The sequence below is a fragment of the Hahella ganghwensis DSM 17046 genome, assembly GCF_000376785.1.
Classification (GTDB): Bacteria; Pseudomonadota; Gammaproteobacteria; order Pseudomonadales; family Oleiphilaceae; genus Hahella; species Hahella ganghwensis.
In genome coordinates, this window is sequence record NZ_AQXX01000133.1 from 63,388 (window position 1) to 84,259 (window position 20,872).

Here is a 20,872-nt window from a genome sequence, read left to right on the forward strand (position 1 = left end):
AAAAACTCGGATTACAACAGGCCGCGATGAATCCGGGCAGAAAATGAGGCAAAGGCACTCAGTCAAGAGTGCCTGTTTTATCCGGGGTCATCCCAAGTAGTTCCAATCTCTGCGCAATGCTCTCGGCAATACCTGCCGTATCCAATCCAACTTCTGCGTGTAACTCTGCAGGTTTACCGTGCTCGATAAACTGATCCGGAAGGCCAAGTAACAGAGTTGGTATGCTGACAGCAGATTGGGTAAGGAGTTCGACAACGCCGGACCCGGCTCCCCCATGAATACTGTTTTCCTCAAGAGTGACCAGAAGATCATGTTGGCCAGCACAGTTTAGAATGGCTTCTGCGTCCAGCGGTTTGACGAAACGCATGTCCAGGAGGGTGTAATTATTGGTCTCAGCGATTGGTTTGACAGTCTCAAGCAGAGTCCCGAATGCCAGAATGGCGACTTTCTTGCCCTGTCTGATCCATCTGGCCTTGCCAATTTCCACCGCTTCCAGTGAGTCCTCAATTTCAGATCCTGGACCAGAGCCTCTGGGATAGCGGACAGCGCTGGGACCTTGGTGGTGATAGCCAGTAGAAAGCAGCTTGCGTGTCTCATTCTCATCAGAGGGAGCCATGATCACCATGTTGGGAATACAGCGCAAAAATGTGAGATCAAAACTGCCGGCGTGGGTTGGGCCGTCTTCACCTACCAGTCCGGCACGATCGATGGCGAATAGTACATCGAGATTCTGTATCGCGACATCGTGGATCAGTTGATCATAGGCCCGTTGCAGAAAGGTTGAGTATATTGCCACAACCGGTTTGGCTTCATCACAGGCGAGGCCTGCTGCCAGAGTGACAGCATGCTGCTCGGCGATTGCCACATCGTAGTAGCGCTCCGGATACTGATTTGAAAACGCCAGCAGGTCAGAGCCTTCACACATTGCCGGCGTGATACCCACCAGGCGATCATCTGCGGCAGCCATATCGCAAAGCCATTGACCAAAAACATTGGAATATTTGAGCTTTTTGGCGGCGGGAGGCTGTGTGTCCTGTACCTTGGGCTTCGGCTCGATCTTGTTGATGGCGTGGTATCCGATGGGGTCGGACTCTGCTGGTGCAAAGCCTTTTCCTTTCTGGGTCACTACATGCAGAAACTGTGGTCCGCTCAATTCTTTGATGTTGCCGAGTGTTTCGACCAGCAGGGGAAGATCGTGGCCATCGATGGGGCCGATGTAATTAAAGCCCAGCTCTTCAAAGAGTGTGCCCGGTGCCACCATGCCCTTGAAATGTTCTTCCGTCTTCCGTGCCAGTTCCATCAGACCTGGAGTGCTTTGTAGTACACGTTTACCACTGTCACGGACACTATTGTAGGTTTTGGAGGCAAGAATTTTAGCGAAATAGTTCGATAGTCCGCCAACATTGTGGGAGATCGACATGTCGTTGTCATTCAGGATGACCAGCAGATCTGTGCCAGTATCGGCGGCATGATTAAGAGCTTCGAAGGCCATTCCGGCCGTCATGGCGCCGTCGCCAATGACGGCAATGGATTTTCTTGGTTTTTCCTGCATGCGGGCGGCAATGGCCATACCGAGTGCAGCACTGATTGAGGTGCTTGAATGTCCGACGCCGAAAGTGTCGTAGGGGCTTTCGTCACGATTTGGGAATGCGGCCAGACCATCTTTCTGACGAATGGTCGACATTTGCTCGCGGCGACCGGTCAGGATTTTGTGTGGATAGGCTTGATGGCCCACATCCCAGACCAGACGGTCTTCCGGAGTGTTGAATATAAAGTGCAGAGCGATGGTCAGCTCCACCACGCCCAGGCCCGCGCCGAAATGCCCGCCTGTCTGACCTACACTGAACAATAAGAAGGCTCTCAACTCGTGGGCCAGGCGCAAAAGCTCGCTGTCATTGAGCAGGCGCAATTGGGCTGGGGAGTCTATCCGGTCCAGCAGGGGAGTGTTGGGGCGGCGAGTTGGTATTTCTTGGAAAACGTAGGGCTTCTGCATGGCCAGCGGGCTATCTATATCCATAAGGTCAAATTCGCCGCACATTATAAGCGAAGTTAAGGCTAATCACACGGTCTGACATGAGGATTGGGATATATCGCCATAATTTGCCAGAATTGAGAGGAAAATCGTCAGAAAGTGGCTGGTTCGATGTTGGACTTATCGGTTCTACGGGGGCGCTTCTCAGGTCAGTAAGTGCGCTCGATAATAAAAGACGCCAATTGCTGTAACCGACTGTTTTGCAAATTGAGTTTTTCCAGGCTCTTGAGCGCTGATTGATACAGCAGGTCTGCTTTACTCTTGGCACCATCAACACCAAGCAGGCTGGTATAGGTAGGTTTATTATTGGCGGCGTCTTTACCTTGGGTTTTTCCAAGCCTTTGGGTATCGCTTTCAATATCAATGATGTCATCGCGAACCTGGAATGCCAGTCCAATGGAGCGGGCAAACGTGCGGAGGGGCTCAATCAGGTCCTGGCAGTTTCGCTGACAGGATAAGGCTCCCATGACAACGCTGGCTTCAATGATGGCTCCGGTTTTGTTGAGATGCATGAACTCCAGCTCTTCCAGGGCGAGGTTTTGGCCGACGGCTGCAAGGTCTATCGCCTGGCCTCCGACCATGCCGCTGTCACTGCTGGCTTTGGTGAGCTCCCTGATCATGGCGAGACGGAAGTCGGCCGAAATATTCTCGAATTCACTCAAGTGCTGAAAAGCCAGTGCCTGAAGTGCGTCTCCCACCAGGATTGCCGTAGCCTCGTCATAAGCGATATGGCAGGTCGGTTTACCTCGGCGTAGATCATCGTCATCCATGGCGGGAAGGTCATCATGGACCAAGGAATAGGAATGAATCATTTCAACTGCCGCGGCCGGTCCGAGTCCGAGCTCCGTATTTCCTCCCAAAGCTTCTATGGTCGCAAATACCAGTAGTGGTCGAACTCGTTTGCCACCGTTCAGTACACTGTAACGCATCGCCTCACGCAAAAGTGATTGAGCACCTTGCGGTAAAGGGAGTATCTGGTCCAGGTATTGGTCGATCAGTTGGCGGTGATGGTTTGAGAAGCTGGTGAAATCAGCGATTAATTCGTTATTCACCGTTTGGCTCGTCAAATGGTTTTTCCGATGTGGTGTTCTGGTCTTCCACCAATTGGGTCACTCTTTGCTCTGCGTTTTTTAGAGCCTGCTGGCATTGACGGGTTAACTGAACTCCCTCTTCAAATGCCACAAGGGCGTCTTCCAGGTTCAGTTCGCCTTGTTCCAGTTTGTTGACCAGCTCCTCAAGTCGGGCAAGGGAGTCTTCAAAAGTTGATGTAGAGGGTGTTTTGCTCATGGTTTCACTGATTGTACTGCCATATTAAATGCTGACTGGTCCAGCTGCGCTAACCCTACCGCAGCCGCCGGAAAGGGTCAATTATAATAAATTTGTTGCAGCCCCTGTGTTCAGAAAGAATTCTTTACTCTCTTAACTAAGGTTTGGAAAATACAGAAATTTTTCCAAACCCTGACTATACTTTTCGTGATTCTCTAATCCGCAGCAGAAAGGCTGAGAACTCAGTGCATAGTTTGTCAATTTCCCTGAATAGGAGTGTTAAGTGGATTTAGCAACCCTGCTGGGCCTCATTGGAGGCATTGCTATCGTGGCTATGGCAATGTTGCTTGGAGGCTCTTTGGCGCTGTTTATCAATGTACCCTCCATTCTTATTGTTTTTGTTGGTACGTTACTTGTTGTGTTGATGAAATTTTCCCTGAATCAGTTTTTGGGAGCGGGCAAAGTCGCAACCAAAGCTTTCATGTTTAAACTGGATAAACCTGAGGAACTGATTGAGACGGTTGTGGAACTTGCCGATGCTGCTCGTAAGGGAGGGTTGCTCTCATTGGAAGGGAAGGAGATTCCCAATCAATTTTTGGCCAAAGGCATTCAACTACTGATAGACGGACATGATGCCGATGTTGTTCGGGCATTGATGGGGAAGGATAAAAATCTTGCGGTGGAAAGGCATTCTCAAGGGGCTATGGTTTTTTCCGCCATGGGAGATGTAGCTCCGGCGATGGGGATGATTGGCACATTGATAGGCCTGGTGGCAATGCTCTCCAATATGGATGACCCGAAGTCTATTGGGCCTGCTATGGCTGTGGCTCTGTTAACCACGCTGTACGGAGCGATGCTGGCCAATATGATTGCCATTCCTATTGCCGACAAGCTGAAAATCAGAATGGCAGAGGAGGAGCGTATTAAGTCCATGGTAATCGATGCTCTGCTCGCAATTCAGGCGGGACAGAATCCGCGAGTTATTGAGACCATGCTGAGAACCTACCTGCCTGAAGGCAAGCGGCAGGTGGCTGAAGAAGCTGCTTGATCGCCTGATACAGAATAGTCGAGTAGTTCCCGATGAGTGATGAAGAAGAAAAGAAATGTGATTGTCCGCCGAGGTTGCCTGCCTGGATGGCGACTTTTGCGGATCTCATGTCTCTGCTTATGTGCTTCTTCGTTTTGCTGTTGTCCTTTTCCGAAATGGACGTACTGAAGTTCAAGCGGCTGGCCGGTTCAATGCGTGAAGCCTTTGGTGTGCAGAATGTGATTAATGTGACCAGCATTCCCAAAGGAACCAGTGTGGTGGCACAGGAGTTCAGCCCTGGTAAGCCTGATCCAACCCCCATTCAGACCGTTATGCAGCAGACGACAATTGCAGACCTGCCTAACCTGGAACAGGTTTGTGAGCAGGAAGTGGAGAAGGCGCTAAAAGAAGAATGCCCCAAAGTTCAGGGGGAAGAACTCAGCGATATTGTTCTGGAAAAGATCAAAATGCTGGTCGAAGAGACTGAAAATGACGCTATCACCATGGCGTCAGCCCTAGAGCAGGAAGTTCGCAATAACCAGGTGGAAGTCGAGACCCGTGGCCGAAAGATTGTTATCCGGGTGCAGGAAAAAGGTTCTTTTGAATCCGGTTCGGCGGATCTGAACCCTGAGTTTTACCCGGTTATCGACAAGTTGGTCGAATTACTTTCTGAAATGGAAGGTTCAGTATCGGTGGAAGGTCATTCAGACAGCATCCCCATTCGCACCGCGCGATTTCGGTCCAACTGGGACCTTTCTGCGCAAAGGGCTCTGGAGGTGGCGCATGCGTTATTCGATTCAGGAGAGCTGGATCAATCACGCTTTAATATTGGGGGGTATGCAGATACTCACCCGCTGGTACCGAATGACAGTCCTGAAAATCGGGCTAGGAATCGTCGTGTAGAGATTATTTTGCAACAACCATTGGATGAGCAGACGAAGGAGGAAATCAGGCAGGCGAGGGATGTTGCACCTGGTGTAATTCCGGATAATGAACTGAACGACTGGGGTGGGTTGTCCCCCGATGAGATTTTCTAGCTGCAAGCCTGAAGTCGAATGAGATCGTCGCGTAAACGGCGACGCATAGAAGGCAAGAACTCTGTGCAGTGTTCTTGAAGATTGCAGTGCTCTGGGAGATTAAAGTATGTCGCAACCACAACATGAGCGAAGACGTTATTTTCGGATTAACGATACGCTTGATCTGAGCTTCCGTACCCTGCAGGTCGGGGAACTGGTGGAGTCAGGAACCTCTCTTCGCAGTCGATCTGCCCAATGGTTAAAACTGGAAAACGACATTCATATTGCGCTGGATAAAGTACGTCAGCAATCAGCAGAAGTAGCTGACGTGCTCGCGTTGTTCAATCAAAAAATCAACTTACTGGAAAGCGATATGGAAGCTGGATCCAGTGATGATTTTATCTATCAGCCCTCGGCATCCGTCAATATCAGTGCCTGCGGCATTGCCTTCCAGGTTCAGGAGCAGTTATTTGTGGGATCTTCGCTGCAGCTGCATTTACGTTTATACCCGACAATGGTTGAGCTGACGATAGGAGCGACCGTTATTGCTTGCGAGGCGCAGGATGTCGAGAATAAGACGCAGGATGATGAGGCTCAGGAAACCACAGATGAGGCCCAGAACACCACTAGCGAAAAGAAAGGTCTGGATAGTGGGCAAGGTCTGTTCCTGGTCAGGGCGGACTTTACTCATTTGCAGGAAGAAGCCCAGGAGGTTTTGATTCAGCATGTCCTGAGATGTCAGACCAAAGAACTCAAACAGAGAAGGGAAGCCCGAAATCGCCAGTCATGACCTTGTATGGCCATGACTCACCAGCTTCATGTCTCATCATAACTATGTCTCGTTTTTTCCATCTGGCAGGAGCTTGATGATTTCCTCTTTCTCCCCAATGACGCCCTCATGGTTAAAATTTCTTTCCAGTATTTTGATTCGACGTTCTTTGTTCCAGGTCAGAATGGTGCTCGCTCGAGTACCATAAGTGGGAGAACGAATAAAGCGGGAAGACAGTAATCTTTCCAGATGTTGATCAATGCCTGTATCTGGTAATAGCTCGTCAGGAGCTTGCTCACCGTTGGCAAGTAATTCCCATAGTGAGTTCATATCTTTCGAGGCATCAAGGCTGTTTGCTTCAATGATGCTCCTGAATTGTTGCAGTCCCTGGCTGACTTTTGGCCACTCAGCATTCAGAAGGCCGTTGCTCAGACCGTAAAAACCTGGTGGCAGAACTCTATGGAAGTCAGGAGCCCGGTTGCTGCAGTAGATCAACGCCTCTCCATCGTAGCTTAGTGTGTTAAACCCGCCATAGTCTTGAGCTTTTTCTGACAGAGTCGCAGTTACAAAGTTCTTTTGGGAGGAGGTCAGTAGCAGATCCTTCACCAGATTGCCGCGTGACAGAGGCGCTGGTGTAGAGTGCCCCGATCGAAAGTTGGTAACGGCAGCAAAGCGCCCTTCACGGTGAACGCCCATCCAGGTCCCGCCTTCCTTAAGATCCCGGCCAGCGTATATGTCTGGCTGGTCGTCCCAGCGATGCAAAGACTGAGTCGGCCGTTCGTAAAACTCGTCACGATTTGCCGCCACAATCAGCGGATAATCCGGTTGCATGTTATAGGCAGCAAATATCAGGCACATATTAAGAGACGCTCGTCGTCGATCGAAATGAATTTGTGTATCATACCAGCTTTATTTTTTCTGGTGCCCGGTTGTGGGCTGTGAAATAAGCCTGAAACGAGGGCAGAATGGTATTTCTGACATACATGATTCTGGGCGCAATGGCCGGTGTCCTGGCGGGACTATTCGGTATTGGGGGCGGCCTGATCATCGTACCTGTACTGATTTTCAGTTTTGATATCCTGAAGGTAGATCCTTCTGTATCTACACACCTTGCCGTAGGAACTTCACTGGGCACGATCATCTTCACATCGCTGTCTTCGATTAAATCACATCATGACAAGGGGGCTGTATTATGGCCTGTGTTCCGACCGATGGCCGTTGGTCTTGTGGTGGGTTCCATGTTCGGTGTGTTGACTGCGGGTCTCCTTTCGGGAATGGCGCTACGTCTGGTGATAGGAATATTTGCTGTCATTATTGGCATTAAAATGGCCCTGGCCGCACAGCCGAAGCCACATCGCAATCTCCCAGGTAATGCCTCACTGGCAGCTGTGGGGGGAGGGATCGGTTGGGCTTCTGCCATATTTGGTATTGGCGGAGGTTCTCTGTCCGTTCCTTATATGACCTGGTGTAATGTACGCATGCAACAGGCTGTCGGCACGTCTGCTGCCTGTGGGTTCCCTATAGCTTTGATGGGAGCTCTGACTAATATATATGAAGGCTATGGTGACGCAGCATTGCCTGAGTGGAGTCTGGGCTTTATCTACCTGCCAGCTCTGGTGGGCATTGTGCTGACCAGTGTGCCATTTGCTCGGGTTGGAGCAAAACTGGCCCATAGATTGCCCAGCACTACATTAAAACGAATTTTTTCCATTCTATTATTCATTGTCGGAGGAAGATTCCTCTATCAAGCCTGGGGGGCACTGTGACGGAACGCTGGTTTGACTATCCCAATATTGACCCGGTAGCGATCTCGCTGGGGCCACTGCAGATTCACTGGTACGGCATTATGTACCTAATTGGCTTTGGTGCTGCCTGGTGGCTGGGTAAATACCGAGCACGGAAATCCTATACGCCGCTACAGGAACTGCAGGTCGCTGATCTGGTGTTCTGGTGTGCCCTGGGGGTCGTCATTGGTGGGCGTTTGGGGTATGTATTTTTCTATAATTTTGAAAAATTTCTTGAGGACCCCATCTGGTTGTTTAAAGTCTGGACTGGCGGAATGTCCTTTCATGGCGGATTGATTGGCGTGATTGTCGCCATGTGGCTCTATGGTCGTTCACTTGGGTTGAAGTTTTTTCAGATTGCAGATTTCGTTGCTCCATTGGTCCCCATTGGTCTTGGAACCGGCCGGTTGGGGAATTTCATCGGCGGTGAACTATGGGGAAAAGTCACTGATGTGCCCTGGGCAATGATATTTCCTCGAGATCCTCTGGCTGCAGCCAGGCATCCTTCCCAGCTATACCAGTTTGCGCTGGAAGGCGTCGCGCTGTTCTGTATTCTATGGTTTTTCTCCCGGAAGCCCCGGCCACGCATGATGGTGTCCGGGTTGTTTTTGCTTTGTTACGGTATTTTCCGGATTCTGGTCGAGTTTGTCCGCGAGCCTGATGCTCACATCGGATACCTCGCATGGGGATGGCTGACCGAGGGACAGCTTCTGTCCATGCCAATGGTCATCATTGGTCTGCTGTTCATCGGCTGGGGGTGGAAGTTTCACCAGGGCGAGCAGGTGCAGTCGACGGCTAAAGCCAGTAAAAGCTAAAGAGAAAATATCCAGTCAAAGTCTGAATCGTTAAAGGTCATTTAGGTAAAAAGGTAAGCAGTATGCAGCAATACCTCGACATGATGAGGTTTGTCCGAAATCACGGAAACGTCAAAACTGATCGCACCGGTACCGGTACGCTAAGTACATTTGGTTATCAGATGCGCTTTGATCTGCAAAAAGGCTTTCCTTTGTTGACCACTAAAAAGCTGCACATTCGGTCTATTGTGTATGAGTTGCTGTGGTTTCTGAACGGGGATACCAATGTTCGTTATCTGCAGGAGAACGGGGTCTCGATATGGGATGAATGGGCTGACGGCGAGGGTGATCTCGGACCGGTATACGGCTACCAGTGGCGTAGCTGGCCTGCCCCGGATGGTGGGCATGTGGATCAGATCACGAACGTGCTGCAGCAGATTAGAAACAATCCGGATTCCAGGCGTCATCTGGTGGTTGCCTATAACCCTGCCTTTGTGGATCAGATGGCGCTCCCTCCTTGTCATGCCATGTTCCAATTCTATGTGGCGGATGGTCGTCTGTCTTGTCAGTTGTACCAGAGAAGTGCGGATATTTTTCTGGGGGTGCCGTTCAATATTGCCAGCTATGCCCTGTTGACCCATATGTTTGCACAGCAATGTGATCTGGAAGTTGGTGATTTTGTGTGGACCGGTGGCGATGTGCATTTGTACCAGAATCACTTGGAGCAGGCCGACGAACAACTGTCCAGGGAGACCAGAGAGTTGCCTCGTCTGAAAATCAAGCGGAGGCCCGAAACTTTGTTTGATTACCAGTATGAGGATTTTGAAATCACCGGATATGATCCGCACCCTCATATCAAGGCGCCAGTAGCAGTATAAGCCGGAGATAAATATCTGATGACCCTATCCAAGTCGATGGTTTTACCCAAACTTTCCCTGATTGTGGCACGGGCCCGTAATGGCGTGATTGGAGTAAATAACCAATTACCCTGGCGGCTACCCAATGACCTTCAATACTTTAAGCGCATTACCATGGGTAAGCCGATTGTGATGGGGCGTAAAACCTATGACTCCATTGGCAGACCATTACCTGGAAGAAGCAATATCGTCGTGACCCGTAACCCGGATTGGCGGGAAGAGGGTGTCATTGCTGTGCATTCGTTACAGCAGGCACTTGAAAAAGTCGGCGAGGCAGAAGAGGTTATGTTAATTGGGGGAGCTGAGTTATACCGTCAGGGAATGGAGTACGCCTCAACCGTTTATTTGACTGAAGTGAAAGCGGAGCCAGAAGGCGATGCCTATTTTCCGGAGCTTTCCTCGGAGTGGCGGGAAGTTAGCCGGGAAAGCCATACAGCAGATGACAAAAATCAGTTCGACCACGATTTCATTGTGTTCGAGCGTCACTGATCAGTTCTGTCAAAAAATTGAAGCCGAATTGGCATTTTGATGTCATTTTTTTTACATGAATATCTCGGCTTAATTTGAAGTCTTTAACGTTCTGCTCTATTTTTTATCAAAAATTAAAAGTCTGGCTAGATTCTTGCTTAATCTAGGCTGTTAAGCGGGAGACTTAAATTATGAAAACCTTTAGCAAGCTATTGATGGTGGCGGGTTCACTCGTGGCAATTCCTGCCATGGCAGCAACCCAAACCTGGAATTTGAATAGCGGTACACTCAACCATTCCTATAACGGTAATGTGATGACCGTTAACGGAGCAGATGGAAACAGCCTGCAATTGTCTGGTTGGTCTGATACCGGTGGTTCCGGGGATTCCAACATCCAGAACGGAAAGTTGAGCTATAGCAGCAGCTATGGACTAATGTTGCAAAACCGTGATGAGGACAATTCAGTTCCTTCGCACTCAATTGATAACTACGGCGATGACTATGACATGGTGTTGCTGTCGTTTGAGGATGCGATCAACTTGGAAGGCTTCTCAATCGGATGGGCAACTGAACAATACAGTGGTGGCCAGGCTGATGTGACAATAGCTGCCTTTACTGGGGCTGGTGATTTCAGTTTCGCATCCAGCGACACTTGGTCGAGCGTCTTTAATGATGGTTGGTCGACTGTTGCCCATTACGGCAACGTTAGCGACTATAGCTATCAAGCTGTTGACACTGATCTGACCTCCAAATACTGGCTGATCGGTGCCTACAATCCGATATTTACTGGTGGTGACTCTCACAACGGACCTGGTGCAGGTTATAGAGATGGTATGAAGTTGGCGGCTGTGACCGGTTCCACGCATACCCCTCCAACCACAGTACCAGAGCCTGGAGCCTTGGCAATACTTGCCGCCGGTTTTGCTGGTTTGGTAGCCAGACGGAAAAAAGCCAAAGCGTAATCATTGCTTTGGTTGACCTATAAAAGGCGAAACGTTGTTTCGCCTTTTTTGTTGGCCTGATGAGTGAAATTGGTTTACAAATACCAGTTTGACTTAATCTGTTGAATTCTTATTTTCTCGCCTGGACTTCAATATTCATTATGCAGCACCTAAATACCCTGTCAGTTACGTTTACACTCCTGTTGGTTTTATTTTCACATGCTGTTGTCGCTGATGAAGTTGTCGATAACTATGAGCTGGCAACAAAAGCCTTCAATGAAAAAAAATCCAATGAAGCTTTTATCTATCTCAAGAATGCCCTGCAGAAAAATCCCGATCACCTGCCATCGAAAATACTTTTGAGCAAGGTATACCTGGACGCGGGGAACATGGAGGCTGCTGAATTGGAGTTGAATGATGCACTTGGGCTTGGGGCTGATATAAATCTCCTGTTGCCGATGCTCGGGAGTGCTCTGGTATTGCAGGAGAAAGCTGATGATGTGCTGAATCTGGAGAAATTCAACTCCCGGTTAACAAAGCCTAATCAGTTTGAGTTGGCTCTGTTGAAGGGGCAAGCATACCTGATCAAGGAAGATGAAACGCTGGCCCAAATGCAATTTGAGCAGGCGCTTAAAATACTGCCGAACAGTATTCGCGGTATGAATACCCTCGCTACACTTTATTTGAAGATTGGTTGGCTCGACAAAGCTGACCTGATGATCAAGCAGTCCCTCGATATTGACAGCGATAATGAAAAAACACTGGTGCTGAGCGGCGACCTGGCCGCACGTCAGGGTAACCTTGAAGCCGCATTGGATAGTTATCTGGCGGCATTTGACCAGGATAATGATGATCCCAGGATTCTTCGCAGTCTGGTGTCGATTTACCTCAAAATGAACAATCGTGAGGAAGTCAAACGCTACATCAACCTGATACTGACTCAGTCGCCAAACGATCCGGCCGCTACATTAATCAATGCCTGGCTGTTAATTGAAGACAATGACTATGATGTCGCCCAACAATCTCTGGCGGATCTGACGGCGCAATTGTCTTTACTGGATGATCCTGAACTGGCTCAGGATGCGTCGCTTCTGTTTATTCAGGGAGCTTCGGAATTCATTCAGGGAAATCTGGAAAAAGCCAAGAAGCAGCTTGAACTGTATTTATCCCGTGAGCCTTCGAATCTGGCCGCATTGCGCATGCTGACAGAAGTTTATGTGAAAAGCGGTAATGCCCGTAAAGCAAGAGAGCTACTGGAGAGCAGACGTCATGACATTGTGGCTGATGCAGGTCTTCAGTTCCGTCTAGTGCAGCTTTATATCAATGAAGGGAAAATGCTGTCGGCAGACCAACTGCTGGACACATTGGAAGCCAGATATCCTAACAGCTCTTTTATCATCTATCTGAAAGCGTTGATAGAGAAGGGGCGCAAACGCCCTCAACAGGCGCTGGATTTGCTCAATTCGGTGACGTTCAAAGAGGCTGAGCCACTCTCTTTTGCATTGCTTCGCGGTGAATTGCTGATGCAGTTGAACCGACTTGATGAAGCCAGAGCCATTGCAGACGATTTTGTCGAGAGACAGGCTGAGCGGATTGATGTTCTGAATTACATTGCCGCGGTTTATCTCAGGTCAGAGCAGGTGGATACTGCAATGACTTTCATTGAAAAGGTGCTGGCAAAAGACAGCGCAGATCTGAATGCTTTGTTTAACAAAGCTATTGCTTTGAAGTCCAAAGGGCAGACTGAAGAGGCCCAGAAGCTCCTCAGCAGTATTCTTGAGATAAATGATCAGCACACACCTTCCTATCTGCTGCTGGCGCGTATCGAAATGCAGGAAGGAAAGCTGGAAAATGCTCTCAGTCGCGCCAATAAAGTTCTGGTCTATAACGCTGCCAATCCACAAGCGCTGGAAACCAAACTGGCGATCTATAAGCAGCAGCAAAATTGGGTGGAGGCGCTGGAGACTGTCCGACAACTCAATAAGCTGGACAGGTTGAATACATCCTATCTGGTGGAGTTGGTCAATGTTCTGACCAGATTGGGACGGCAGAGTGAAACAGAACGCTATTTCAAGATTCTTCAAAGTATCTGGAGCGAAGATGCGGATAATCTTGGATACCTTGCCAGGCTACAGATGTCTGCAGGACAACCTGATGCGGCACTTGAGAGTATGGAAAAAGCTGTGCAACTGGCTCCAAAGTCTCTGGAAATGCAACTGGGACTCTCCCGTCTACACTTTTCAATTGGTCAACTGGATAAGGCTGAGGAAATGGCAGACAGGATGGAGAGCCAGTTCGGCCGACAGACAGAGGTGATTGTGCTGAAAGGCGATCTGGCTCAGGCACGTGGAAGTCTTGAAAGTGCCAGAGCTGCTTATTATGAGGCTTTGAAAAGTTCGCCTGACAGCCCGCCGATTCTGTTCAACCTATATCAACTGACCCTCAGTAATGTGGGAGAAGAGCAGTTTGCTTCCATGATGGAAAGCAAAGTCAATTCAGACGGCGCTTTGCCCTGGATGAGGAAGCTGCTGGCAGATAGTTACCTTAACCGCGGGATGTTGGAAGAAGCCCGGAAGCATTACGAAAAGCTGAGGGCTGTTCCTGGTTTGGAGAATGATCCGGCGATACTGAACAACCTGGCTAATATTTATGCGGACTCTGATTTGGCCAAGGCCCTGGATATGGCACTTAAAGGGCTTGATCAAGATGCCAAAAATCCGGCTTTGCTGGATACAGTAGGCTGGATTCTGGCTCGTCAGGAAAAATACAAGGAAGCCTTGCCCTATCTGCGGAATGCCTACAGCGTTGACGCAAGCAGTGGTGAAATCAGGTATCACCTAGGCTACACATTATTGAAGCTGGATCGTTCCAGAGAAGCATTGGTTGAGCTTGAAGCTGCCGTGGCAGCAGGAGACTCCTATGCTGACTATGCCGAGGCCAAGGCTTTGCTGGAATCGCAGAAGTAGTCACAGGGATGTAGTCCTGTCCCGGAATTTCCGGGACAGGAGTTTAACGATTAGAGCAGAGATTTATCTCTGACAGCACCTTTGTCGGCAGAAGTGGCCAGCAGTGCGTAGGCTTTCAGTGCGGTGGTGACTTTGCGCGGGCGCTGTTTGGCAGGCTTCCAGGCACTATCGCCTTTTGCGTTCATCGCGTTCCGGCGCTGTTCCAGTTCCTCGGCACTTAACTCTACGTTAATAGAGCGGTTGGGAATGTCGATCAAGATTGTATCCCCTTCCTCTATTAAGCCAATGGCGCCGCCAGCTGCCGCTTCTGGCGAGCAATGCCCAATAGACAGGCCTGAGGTGCCGCCGGAGAAACGGCCATCTGTCAGGAGTGCACAGGCTTTACCCAATCCTTTGGATTTGAGATAGCTGGTAGGGTAGAGCATTTCCTGCATACCTGGGCCGCCTTTGGGACCCTCATAGCGGATGATGACCACATCTCCTTCTTTCACTTCGTCCCCCAGGATACCTTTAACGGCATCGTCCTGGCTTTCGAAGATTTTGGCACTTCCCTTGAAAACCAGGATGCTGTCGTCCACACCGGCGGTTTTTACGATACAGCCGTCTTCGGCGATATTGCCGTAAAGGACGGCCAGCCCACCTTCCTTGCTGTAAGCGTGCTCGTCATTGCGGATACAGCCATTTTCCCGGTCAAGGTCCAGTGCTGGCCAGCGAGTCGACTGACTGAAAGCGGTTTGGGTCGGGATGCCGGCGGGGCCAGCTTTATAGAAAGTGCGGACTTTTTCGTCTTCTGTACGCACGATATCCCACTGGTTGATCGCATCCAGAAGCGTTTTGCTGTGAACTGTGGGAACATCCGTATGGATCAGTCCTGCGCGTTCCAGTTCCCCCAGAATGCCCATAATGCCACCGGCTCTGTGAACGTCCTCAATATGGTATAGAGGCGTGTTCGGAGCGACTTTGCAGAACTGGCCGACTTTACGGGACAGTTGGTCGATATGGGTCATGCTGAAATCCACTTCAGCTTCCTGGGCTGCAGCCAGCAGGTGCAGGATAGTGTTAGTGGAACCACCCATGGCGATATCCATGGTCATCGCATTCTCAAAAGACTTAAAGCTGGCGATTGAGCGGGGCAATACCGATTCGTCATTTTCTTCATAGTATTGACGTGTGATCCCGACAATGCGGCGCGCAGCCTCCAGAAACAGCTCTTCGCGGTCCGCATGAGTTGCCAGCATTGTGCCGTTGCCAGGCAGTGAAAGCCCGATGGCTTCGGTCAGGCAGTTCATGGAGTTGGCCGTGAACATGCCGGAGCATGAGCCGCAGGTCGGGCAGGCTGATCGCTCATACTCTTCCGCCAGCTCGTCAGAGGCGTTGGAATCGGCGGCAATGACCATGGCATCCACCAGGTCGAGCTTATGTTCTGCCAGCTTGGTCTTGCCGGCTTCCATTGGTCCCCCGGAAACGAAGATGGTAGGGATATTCAATCTCAGGGCGGCCATCAACATCCCTGGCGTAATCTTGTCACAGTTGGAGATGCATACCAGGGCATCTGCACAGTGAGCGTTGGCCATATATTCGACGGAATCAGCAATGATTTCTCGAGACGGTAGGCTGTAAAGCATGCCGTCATGGCCCATGGCAATACCGTCGTCTACGGCAATGGTATTGAACTCTTTGGCGACGGCTCCCGCCGCCTCAATTTCCCGGCAAACCAGTTGCCCAAGGTCTTTCAGGTGTACGTGACCAGGTACAAATTGGGTGAAGGAATTGGCGACAGCAATAATGGGCTTGTCAAAATCCTCGGATTTCATCCCGGTGGCCCGCCATAAAGCTCGGGCTCCGGCCATATTGCGGCCTTGTGTAGTTGTCGCTGAACGATAGGTCGGCATGTCGTGCTCCGTACATCCTGATTTTTAATGAGACCAGACGTGAAAGAATAGCATTAATAGATTGGCCTATAAATGCTTTGAAGCGGCGCTATCTGGCTCAAAAGGGCTAAGCTTGGGGCTGCTGAGTGTCTGGTTGAATTTCTGTTTTTTTACTGAGGTGGCATTCGCTGATTAGACATAGTAAGTTATTTTTCATGGAAGCGCTCTGGAAGTTGCGTCCCAGAAACGGTTTAGGCCGACTTCAGTGGTGTTTGTCAGTGCTGCTGTGAAGCTTTGAGTGGTGTCACTGAAAAATGTTTGTTGGTGTACCAGATTGTCTGGCGGACGCAAGAGTAAAATCTTTGCTATAAACAATGTAATGAGTTGCACCGGTAAGACCTTAGCATAGACCGGATTCGACAATAAACGAGAGAGACGGAATCCTGATGGACGACATCAAACATAATCTGGACGCGCTTAAACATTTTAATCTCCTGGAAAAACTGGCAGATGAGCAGCTCGTGGTACTGGCCTCCCGAGCTGACTGCCGTGAGTACCGAAAAGGTCAGGTGATACTCGAGCATGGCAGTCAGGACAGCTCTGATTATTATCTGCTCGAAGGTGAAGTAAAGCTTGAGGCCAAAGATGGACGCAGTGTTCAGGTTGTTGCCGGCTCTGACAGGTCCAGACAGCCGATCGCACATCTGCAGCCCCGCCAGTACAAAGTGACGGCGTTGAAGGCGTCAACCATGCTGATTGTTGATCAGCCAACGCTGACTCAAATGCTGAAAAATGCGCCTCAAGAGTTTTCCATGGGGGAAGCAGAATCAGCGTCGGAACACGCTGACAATCCAGCCTATGCGATCGTTTCATCCTTTTATCAGGATCTGAATGCCCACAGGCTCAGTCTGCCAAGCCTGCCTGATCTGGCCATGCGCATTCGTACGATGACTGAGCAGAATGACTGCAATATTGTGGATGTAGCAAAAGCTATCATGCGGGATCCATCCATTACCGCGAAACTGATCCATGCTGCCAACAGCCCGCTGTACCGTGGGTTCAAGGAAATTGAGAGCTGCGAAGATGCCGTAGTGCGGCTGGGATTGGATGCTACGCGGCAACTGATTACGATTTTTACACTGCGGGAACTGTTCAAGAGTAAGTACGAACTCCTGCAGAAGAAAATGTCGGCATTGTGGCAACACTCCATGGAAGTCGGCAGTATTGCCTTTGTACTTGCGCGCATGACGCCTGGCTTGAAACCCGAACAGGCCATGCTTGCTGGAATCCTGCATGATATAGGCGTGGTGCCGGTGATTCGGTATGCCGAGGAGCATCCGGTTCTCAGGTCCCATCAGGACATGCTGGATGCCATCATCCCAGAGGTGCGAGGTGAAATCGGCTGCGCTCTGTTGGAGAACTGGAGTTTTCCGTCAGTGTTTGTCGAGGCTGCGCGCGAAGCTGAAAATTATTCCTATGATTCCGGTAAGGAGACCGCGAGTTATGCCGATATTGTCATCGTGGCCCAGGTACATGCTTTTATTGGCAAGCCTGAGCACGCTTCAATACCGCAGATGGAACATATACCGGCCTTTCATAAATTGGCTCTCGGTGAATTATCTCCCCAGAGAAGCCTTCAGGTGATGCAGATGGCCAAGGAAGAGATTGAAGGGATGCAGGCGGTGTTGCGCTAGTGAAAGTCTCGCCGCCTGACCAGATATCATAGTGGGTGGGGTAAAGCTTGCTTCAGTCCTTGCTTTTCTTGGAGGTGGTGCTGGTATTTGATGTCGACTTTGAGTCGGAACCCGCCAAACTCTCAAGTAATGCGCGCATTTCTGCCAGTTCTGATTCCAGTCGATTAACTTTACGCAGTATCTCGTTTTCCTTTCGGCGCAGTTGGCTTTCATCTTCGCTGAGGAAAAAGGCGGCAAAGCTGGCGGTCAGGGCGGAAATCATTCCCAGTCCCATGACAATCAGCACAGAGGCGAATAGCCTGCCAGCCGTGCTTTCCGGCACGATATCGCCATAGCCCACTGTTGTCATTGTCACCAGTGCCCACCAGATGCCATCCATCGGGTTAGAAATACCTGGTTCTATGCCCGCGATGATAAATCCAGCCATGATGATTATGACAAACCCCAGAGCCAGGGTCGTGCCCAGATTGTGACGTGACAGTAGTTTACGGGTGGTCTTTGAAATCTGTAGGAACAGGCCCAGCATTGCCAGGATTCGCAGGGTTCTTAGAGCACCGGTAAATGGGAAGTACCACCAGATCAGAGGAAAGCCGAAAAAGATAATGACGAGGTTGATCCAGTTACGTTTGAGATAGGTCATCTTCTTGTCGACAAGAGTGGTGAGGATCAGCGTTTCTGCCAGGAAGAACAGCCACACGATCCAGTCCGTCACACCGATAACGGCCTCAGTCAGGTGGTGTCCGGCCTCCAGGTACCAGGAAACGATAATCCAGAGCGCCAATAGAATCATTGGCCATTCCAGATAACCGGCCCAACGTTTTGCCTTTGCATTTTCTCGGTTGTCTACGCCGGCCAATCCGAAAATGTGGCTGATATTGTCTTGGTTGGGCATGAAAATTCGTCCAGATTTTCTGTCTACGCTGACATACGCCGCTTAGGCGTTTCTGGTCAGCTTGCGGTTAATAATCCAACGCCAGCCAGAGATGAACTGAAGGCGTAACACATTTGCTTTCCTTAACAAGCAGTGACTAATATCAGAATAGTCTTTTGTCGACGTGCAGAAGCCGCGACAAAGTATAAAGGATTTTTACCCGCTGTCGGGTAAATGTCTGGAATGTCGTCTAGCATAAGGACCAGACCATGGAGCTGTCCAATTCGTATCAGCATGTTCCTCTGTTTCCCTTGAAAACTGTGTTGTGTCCCAAAGGGCGGCTTCCGCTGCAGATATTTGAACAACGCTACTTGCATATGATTTCGACCTGCCTGAAGGAAGAGGCTGGGTTTGTTGTGGTGCTGATCAAAGAAGGACAGGAGGCCGGGCAGGATGTCAGCATGTTTGACATGGGAACCTACGCAAAGGTCGTTGACTTCCAGCAGTTACCTAATGGTTTGCTGGGAATCACCGTTGAGGGAATCAGCAAAGTCGCTATCCATCATGTCAGTCAGCAGGAAGACGGGCTTTATGTGGGGGATTTACTCCCTGTGCCGGTAGAGGAAGAACGGAGTATTCCCGACAGCTTTTTTGAGCTTGCAGAGTTGCTGGAAGAGCTGCTTCGTCACCCGGTCGTCAAATTGTTGGGAATGAATGTGAATTACACTGATGCCAGAGAGGTGGGGTGGCGTCTAACTGAGCTTTTACCGTTGGAGTTACAGGATAAGCAGTACCTACTGACATTGGACAACCCCGTGTATCGGCTTGAACAGATCAGGTACCTGATTCACGTACTGGCTGAATAGTGCTAATAAGTTTACTTGCCCAACAGCATGGCTGTTCTCTGTGGCCTATGTTGGCATCCGCTGAAAGTTCGACATCGCGTCTGGCAAAAACGTAAACAGATAACCTGCTGCCAGTATCGCCGCCCCAAAGCCAAAAGTTACCAGCCATCTGTTATGCCATATGGGCATGCGGTCGTAGGGGCTTTGCAGTGTCCTGACCAATCCACACAGCATCAGCCCAAGTAAGGTGCCGCCGATAATATCGCTAAGCCAGTGGACCTGCAGATAAAGCCGACTGCTGGCGATCAGTAAAACCCAGATTCCGCCGAGGATATAGATATGCCAGCGGTGGTGAGGCATGTTTTCCCGGGCAATGAATGCTGTTATCAGTCCGTAAGCGAGTATAGCGCCACTGGTATGTCCGCTGGGGTAGGCGAATGAATCCGGTATACCTGGACTATCAGGACGACTGATGGCCAGGAAGGCTTTCAATATTTTGGTCAATGCGTGAGTTGCCAGTCCTCCTGCAATGCAGAAAAGAGCCAGCGCTATATGCTTTCGGAGCAGCAAAAGCAGGACAAACCAGCCGAAAACCAGATATAAAAACGCTGGATCTCCCAACAGAGTCAGGCCGACAAATACGATATCCAGAGCTGGAATCTGGATGGCGTTCAGTACCTCAGTAACCGTCTGATCAAGGTGTTGAATGGCGGGCAGATTCAGTGTCAGCAAAGTGAAAAATAAGAAGCCAAGCAGCCCCCCCGTAAACAAGAGCGCAGAGCTGATAGGGTACTCTCTTTCCCCTTGGCGGACGCTGTATGCGTTATCCCAAATTCGGTGGGCAAATCTTGATTGGTCAAATCTGTTGCCAATCCATTGATAGAATGGACCTGTGGGGCGAAGGTGCCACTGTAATTGAGTAAATAAACCGGCCGTCAGTACGATGATCAGAAGCAGCGTGCCCAGAACGGGGTAAAAATGATTGGGCAAGGGAGTTTCAATATCAATGGCTGACCCCACCAGGAATCCTGGCAGTATATACCAGGGTGCCCATGCCAGGGCGGAAGCGACATTAAAGGTGAAGAACCTTGCCGGAGGCATTCCTAATGCTCCGACCGCCAGCGGCAAAAAGCATCTTAAGGGGCCTACAAATCTCCCGATGACGACACTTTTGCCGCCGTGTCGGTGAAAGAAACGCTCAGACTGTGTAATCAGGTCTGGGTAGCGGGATAACGGCCATATCGACCGGGTTCGATCGCTGAAGTTTCGGCCGATATAAAAACTGATACCGTCACCTGCCACCGCACCGAAAAATGCCGAAATCAACGTGATTTCCAAGCTTAGTGCACCACCGCCTGCGAGGGCTGCAAGAGCAAACAGCAATACAACGCCCGGAATAAAAACACCGATAATGACCAGAGACTCAAAGAAAGAAGCCAGGAAGATGGTTATTGCCAGCAGTTCAGGGTACTGGCCGACCCAGGCGATGCTCTGGTTAATCCAGCCCCCGAAATCCATACCTTTGTTTGTATCTCCAATCATGCTGCCGGTAATGTTGTACCCGGCGTAGTCATCGTTGTCGCTTTATTCTAAGTAGCACACAGAGGTTTG

Annotated in this window: 18 protein-coding genes; 11 read left to right on the top strand and 7 right to left on the bottom strand. The window is 50.0% G+C overall.

Annotated features, from left to right (window positions below; genetic code table 11):
- Positions 1 to 58 precede the first annotated feature (58 nt).
- The 3 genes from dxs to F566_RS0122685 all read right to left on the bottom strand — a co-directional run bounded on the left by dxs (position 59) and on the right by F566_RS0122685 (position 3,319).
- Positions 59 to 1,993, bottom strand: coding sequence for a 1-deoxy-D-xylulose-5-phosphate synthase (dxs, locus tag F566_RS0122675; RefSeq protein ID WP_026180247.1), 1,935 nt, complete (start codon positions 1,991 to 1,993; stop codon positions 59 to 61).
- 188 nt (positions 1,994 to 2,181) lie between these two features.
- Positions 2,182 to 3,084, bottom strand: a complete 903-nt coding sequence (locus F566_RS0122680) for a polyprenyl synthetase family protein (RefSeq protein ID WP_020409327.1) — start codon at positions 3,082 to 3,084, stop codon at positions 2,182 to 2,184.
- Positions 3,077 to 3,319 carry an exodeoxyribonuclease VII small subunit gene (locus F566_RS0122685; protein WP_020409328.1) on the bottom strand — a complete coding sequence of 81 codons (243 nt, stop codon included), beginning with the start codon at positions 3,317 to 3,319 and terminating at the stop codon, positions 3,077 to 3,079. The genes F566_RS0122680 and F566_RS0122685 overlap by 8 nt, the downstream gene beginning before the upstream one ends.
- A gap of 262 nt (positions 3,320 to 3,581) precedes the next feature.
- Between F566_RS0122685 and pomA the strand changes: the two genes are divergently transcribed.
- The 3 genes from pomA (at position 3,582) to F566_RS0122700 (ending at position 6,131) form a co-directional block, all read left to right on the top strand.
- Entirely contained in the window at positions 3,582 to 4,346 is a 765-nt protein-coding gene (gene pomA, locus F566_RS0122690; protein ID WP_020409329.1) for a flagellar motor protein PomA, read from the top strand.
- Between the two features lie 32 nt (positions 4,347 to 4,378).
- Complete coding sequence (locus F566_RS0122695) at positions 4,379 to 5,362, top strand: flagellar motor protein MotB (protein WP_020409330.1); 984 nt, start codon at positions 4,379 to 4,381, stop codon at positions 5,360 to 5,362.
- A gap of 106 nt (positions 5,363 to 5,468) precedes the next feature.
- Positions 5,469 to 6,131 (top strand): hypothetical protein, encoded by a 663-nt coding sequence (locus F566_RS0122700; protein WP_020409331.1) that lies wholly within the window; start codon positions 5,469 to 5,471, stop codon positions 6,129 to 6,131.
- A 42-nt stretch (positions 6,132 to 6,173) separates the two neighbouring features.
- On the opposite strand, the gene F566_RS0122705 is transcribed toward F566_RS0122700, so the two are convergent.
- The gene (locus F566_RS0122705; protein WP_020409332.1) at positions 6,174 to 6,968 is read right to left on the bottom strand and encodes an NRDE family protein; all 795 of its coding nucleotides are present in this window, start codon (positions 6,966 to 6,968) and stop codon (positions 6,174 to 6,176) included.
- Between the two features lie 107 nt (positions 6,969 to 7,075).
- On the opposite strand from F566_RS0122705, the gene F566_RS0122710 reads away from it, so the two are divergent.
- The 6 genes from F566_RS0122710 (at position 7,076) to prsT (ending at position 13,980) form a co-directional block, all read left to right on the top strand.
- Entirely contained in the window at positions 7,076 to 7,876 is an 801-nt protein-coding gene (locus F566_RS0122710; protein ID WP_020409333.1) for a sulfite exporter TauE/SafE family protein, read from the top strand.
- On the top strand, positions 7,873 to 8,709 hold the full coding sequence (gene lgt / locus F566_RS0122715) for a prolipoprotein diacylglyceryl transferase (protein ID WP_020409334.1): 837 nt from the start codon (positions 7,873 to 7,875) through the stop codon (positions 8,707 to 8,709). The genes F566_RS0122710 and lgt overlap by 4 nt, the downstream gene beginning before the upstream one ends.
- Before the next feature lie 62 nt (positions 8,710 to 8,771).
- Positions 8,772 to 9,566, top strand: a complete 795-nt coding sequence (locus F566_RS0122720) for a thymidylate synthase (protein WP_020409335.1) — start codon at positions 8,772 to 8,774, stop codon at positions 9,564 to 9,566.
- Between the two features lie 18 nt (positions 9,567 to 9,584).
- On the top strand, positions 9,585 to 10,094 hold the full coding sequence (locus tag F566_RS0122725; RefSeq protein ID WP_020409336.1) for a dihydrofolate reductase: 510 nt from the start codon (positions 9,585 to 9,587) through the stop codon (positions 10,092 to 10,094).
- A gap of 170 nt (positions 10,095 to 10,264) precedes the next feature.
- Entirely contained in the window at positions 10,265 to 11,035 is a 771-nt protein-coding gene (gene xdp1, locus F566_RS0122730) for an exosortase-dependent surface protein XDP1 (RefSeq protein WP_020409337.1), read from the top strand.
- Between the two features lie 140 nt (positions 11,036 to 11,175).
- Positions 11,176 to 13,980 (top strand): XrtA/PEP-CTERM system TPR-repeat protein PrsT, encoded by a 2,805-nt coding sequence (gene prsT, locus F566_RS0122735; protein ID WP_020409338.1) that lies wholly within the window; start codon positions 11,176 to 11,178, stop codon positions 13,978 to 13,980.
- 50 nt (positions 13,981 to 14,030) lie between these two features.
- Here prsT and ilvD read toward each other — a convergent pair whose 3' ends face one another.
- Positions 14,031 to 15,872, bottom strand: coding sequence for a dihydroxy-acid dehydratase (gene ilvD, locus F566_RS0122740; RefSeq protein WP_020409339.1), 1,842 nt, complete (start codon positions 15,870 to 15,872; stop codon positions 14,031 to 14,033).
- Between the two features lie 425 nt (positions 15,873 to 16,297).
- On the opposite strand from ilvD, the gene F566_RS0122745 reads away from it, so the two are divergent.
- Entirely contained in the window at positions 16,298 to 17,545 is a 1,248-nt protein-coding gene (locus tag F566_RS0122745; RefSeq protein WP_020409340.1) for an HDOD domain-containing protein, read from the top strand.
- Positions 17,546 to 17,597: 52 nt separating this feature from the next.
- On the opposite strand, the gene F566_RS0122750 is transcribed toward F566_RS0122745, so the two are convergent.
- Entirely contained in the window at positions 17,598 to 18,437 is an 840-nt protein-coding gene (locus tag F566_RS0122750) for a potassium channel family protein (protein WP_020409341.1), read from the bottom strand.
- A 248-nt stretch (positions 18,438 to 18,685) separates the two neighbouring features.
- Here F566_RS0122750 and F566_RS0122755 point away from each other — a divergent pair, with 248 nt between their 5' ends.
- Positions 18,686 to 19,282, top strand: a complete 597-nt coding sequence (locus F566_RS0122755) for an LON peptidase substrate-binding domain-containing protein (RefSeq protein ID WP_020409342.1) — start codon at positions 18,686 to 18,688, stop codon at positions 19,280 to 19,282.
- A 45-nt stretch (positions 19,283 to 19,327) separates the two neighbouring features.
- Here F566_RS0122755 and F566_RS0122760 read toward each other — a convergent pair whose 3' ends face one another.
- On the bottom strand, positions 19,328 to 20,803 hold the full coding sequence (locus tag F566_RS0122760) for a bifunctional DedA family/phosphatase PAP2 family protein (RefSeq protein WP_020409343.1): 1,476 nt from the start codon (positions 20,801 to 20,803) through the stop codon (positions 19,328 to 19,330).
- Positions 20,804 to 20,872 lie beyond the last annotated feature (69 nt).

Bases quoted from the DNA above. Each gene is read 5' to 3' on its own strand.
- F566_RS0122760 (WP_020409343.1), bottom strand. From the start codon at position 20,803: ATGATTGGAGATACAAACAAAGGTATGGATTTCGGGGGCTGGATTAAC.
- F566_RS0122700 (WP_020409331.1), top strand. From the start codon at position 5,469: ATGTCGCAACCACAACATGAGCGAAGACGTTATTTTCGGATTAACGAT.
- ilvD (WP_020409339.1), bottom strand. From the start codon at position 15,872: ATGCCGACCTATCGTTCAGCGACAACTACACAAGGCCGCAATATGGCC.
- F566_RS0122755 (WP_020409342.1), top strand. From the start codon at position 18,686: ATGGAGCTGTCCAATTCGTATCAGCATGTTCCTCTGTTTCCCTTGAAA.
- dxs (WP_026180247.1), bottom strand. From the start codon at position 1,993: ATGCAGAAGCCCTACGTTTTCCAAGAAATACCAACTCGCCGCCCCAAC.
- F566_RS0122710 (WP_020409333.1), top strand. From the start codon at position 7,076: ATGGTATTTCTGACATACATGATTCTGGGCGCAATGGCCGGTGTCCTG.
- F566_RS0122725 (WP_020409336.1), top strand. From the start codon at position 9,585: ATGACCCTATCCAAGTCGATGGTTTTACCCAAACTTTCCCTGATTGTG.
- F566_RS0122720 (WP_020409335.1), top strand. From the start codon at position 8,772: ATGCAGCAATACCTCGACATGATGAGGTTTGTCCGAAATCACGGAAAC.
- F566_RS0122685 (WP_020409328.1), bottom strand. From the start codon at position 3,319: ATGAGCAAAACACCCTCTACATCAACTTTTGAAGACTCCCTTGCCCGA.
- prsT (WP_020409338.1), top strand. From the start codon at position 11,176: ATGCAGCACCTAAATACCCTGTCAGTTACGTTTACACTCCTGTTGGTT.
- F566_RS0122705 (WP_020409332.1), bottom strand. From the start codon at position 6,968: ATGTGCCTGATATTTGCTGCCTATAACATGCAACCGGATTATCCGCTG.
- F566_RS0122695 (WP_020409330.1), top strand. From the start codon at position 4,379: ATGAGTGATGAAGAAGAAAAGAAATGTGATTGTCCGCCGAGGTTGCCT.
- F566_RS0122745 (WP_020409340.1), top strand. From the start codon at position 16,298: ATGGACGACATCAAACATAATCTGGACGCGCTTAAACATTTTAATCTC.
- xdp1 (WP_020409337.1), top strand. From the start codon at position 10,265: ATGAAAACCTTTAGCAAGCTATTGATGGTGGCGGGTTCACTCGTGGCA.
- F566_RS0122750 (WP_020409341.1), bottom strand. From the start codon at position 18,437: ATGCCCAACCAAGACAATATCAGCCACATTTTCGGATTGGCCGGCGTA.